The sequence below is a fragment of the Streptomyces misionensis genome, assembly GCF_007896895.1.
Lineage (GTDB): Bacteria > Actinomycetota > Actinomycetes > Streptomycetales > Streptomycetaceae > Streptomyces > Streptomyces misionensis_A.
Genome location: NZ_VOGW01000199.1, coordinates 191,964 through 193,990, shown reverse-complemented (window position 1 = coordinate 193,990; position 2,027 = coordinate 191,964). Strand labels below are relative to the sequence as shown.

Annotated in this window: 1 protein-coding gene and 1 pseudogene; both read left to right on the top strand. The window is 73.8% G+C overall.

The features are described from left to right. The first annotated feature begins 19 nt into the window (after positions 1-19). Positions 20-1,142 (top strand): annotated as a pseudogene (locus FRZ03_RS37510) (adenosine deaminase). Between the two features lie 20 nt (positions 1,143-1,162). Next, a complete protein-coding gene (locus FRZ03_RS37505; protein WP_146469581.1) occupies positions 1,163-1,927 on the top strand; it encodes a glycerophosphodiester phosphodiesterase in 765 nt (254 codons plus the stop codon). Positions 1,928-2,027: the final 100 nt, after the last annotated feature.

Below are 2,027 nucleotides of genomic sequence, written 5' to 3'. Positions count from 1 at the left end.
GTCCTTCGACGATCAGCCGATCACCCGCGCCGCGCCCGTGAGGGCCCGTCGGCGCCCAGCTCGGGGAGGACCCCTTGACCGACAGTTCCGTACCCGCCGCCGGCACGGCCGACCGCGATCTGCGGGCGTTCATCGCCGGACTGCCCAAGGCCGAACTGCACGTCCACCACGTGGGCTCCGCCTCCCCCCGCATCGTCTCGGAGCTGGCCGCCCGCCACCGGGACTCCAAGGTGCCCAGCGACCCCGAGGCCCTGGCCGAGTACTTCACCTTCACCGACTTCGCGCACTTCATCGAGGTGTACCTGTCGGTGGTGGACCTGATCCGCACGCCGGAGGACGTCCGGCTGCTCACCTACGAGGTGGCCCGCGACCTGGCCCGCCAGCAGGTGCGCTACGCCGAGCTGACCATCACGCCGTACTCCTCCACCCGGCGCGGCATAGACGAACGGGCCTTCATGGCCGCGATCGAGGACGCCCGCAAGGCCGCCGAGACCGACTTCGGCACCGCGCTGCGCTGGTGCTTCGACATCCCCGGCGAGGCCGGTCTGGAGTCCGCCGAGGAGACCGCCCGGCTCGCCACCGACGACCGGATCCGCCCGGAGGGCCTGGTGTCGTTCGGGCTCGGCGGGCCCGAGATCGGCGTGCCCCGCCCGCAGTTCAAGCCGTACTTCGACCGGGCCATCGCCGCCGGTCTGCACTCCGTGCCGCACGCGGGCGAGACCACCGGCCCGCAGACGGTGTGGGACGCGCTGGGCGAGCTGCGCGCCGAGCGCATCGGGCACGGCACCAGCTCCGCGCAGGACCCGCTGCTGCTCGCGCACCTCGCCGAGCGGCGCATCCCGCTGGAGGTCTGCCCGACGTCCAACATCGCCACCCGCGCGGTGCGCAGCCTGGACGAGCACCCGCTCAAGGAGTTCGCGAAGGCGGGGGTGCTGATCACGATCAACTCCGACGACCCGCCGATGTTCGGCACCGACCTCGACAACGAGTACGCGGTGGCCGCCCGCCTCCTCGACCTGGACGAGCGCGGCCTCGCGGACCTCGCCAAGAACGCCGTGGAGGCGTCCTTCCTGGACCCGGCGGGCAAGGCGCGGATCGGGGCGGAGATCGACACGTACACCTCGCGCTGGCTCGCCGGCTGAGGCGCACGACAATAGAGGCCATGCAGAACGTGACCGCCGTGGCCCACCGCGGCGACCCCTACCGGTTCCGCGAGAACACCGTCGACTCGCTGCGTTCCGCGCTCGACCGGGGCGCGGACGTGGTCGAGATCGACGTACGGCTCACCCGTGACGGCGTGCCCGTGCTGCTGCACGACGACACGCTGGAGCGGCTGTGGGAGGTGGAGCGGCCGCTGAGCGCGCTGTCCGCCGAGGAGGTCGGCGGACTCACCGGCGGCCGGGTGCCGACGCTGGCGCAGGCGCTGGCGGCGACCGGGGACAGCCGGGTGATGGTGGACCTGTGCGGGCCGGTGACCCGGCGGACGATGGATCGCATCCTGGACGTGATCCGGCAGAGCGGGGCCGGGGACCGGGTGTACTACAGCGCGGGCGCCGAGACCATGCTCACCGTCCGCGCGGCCGACCCGGCCGCCGAGATCGCCCTCACCTGGACGACGCTCGCCCCGCCCCGGCCCGCGCTGCTGGCCGCGATCCGCCCGCGCTGGCTCAACTACCGCTTCTCCCTGGTGGACCGGGACCTGGTCGCCCGCGTCCACCGGGACGGCCGGCTCGTCTCCGTCTGGACCCCGGACACCCGGCGCGCCCTGTCCCGGCTGCTGGACCTGGGCGTGGACTCGATCACCACCAACCGCATCGACGTCCTGCACGGCCTGCGTTCGGCCCCGGCGGAGAGCACGGGGAGAAGCGCGGGGAGGAGCGCGCGGCGGGCCCCGCGCAGCGCCCCGCGGCGGCTCCCCCAGGGGTAAGTCCCGTACGGCACCCCTCCTTCCAGGGCGCTTCACCAGAGGTGGCCCGCATGCGTCCGCGCACCCGCGCCGCCGTCCTCACCGCCACCGCCCTGACCCT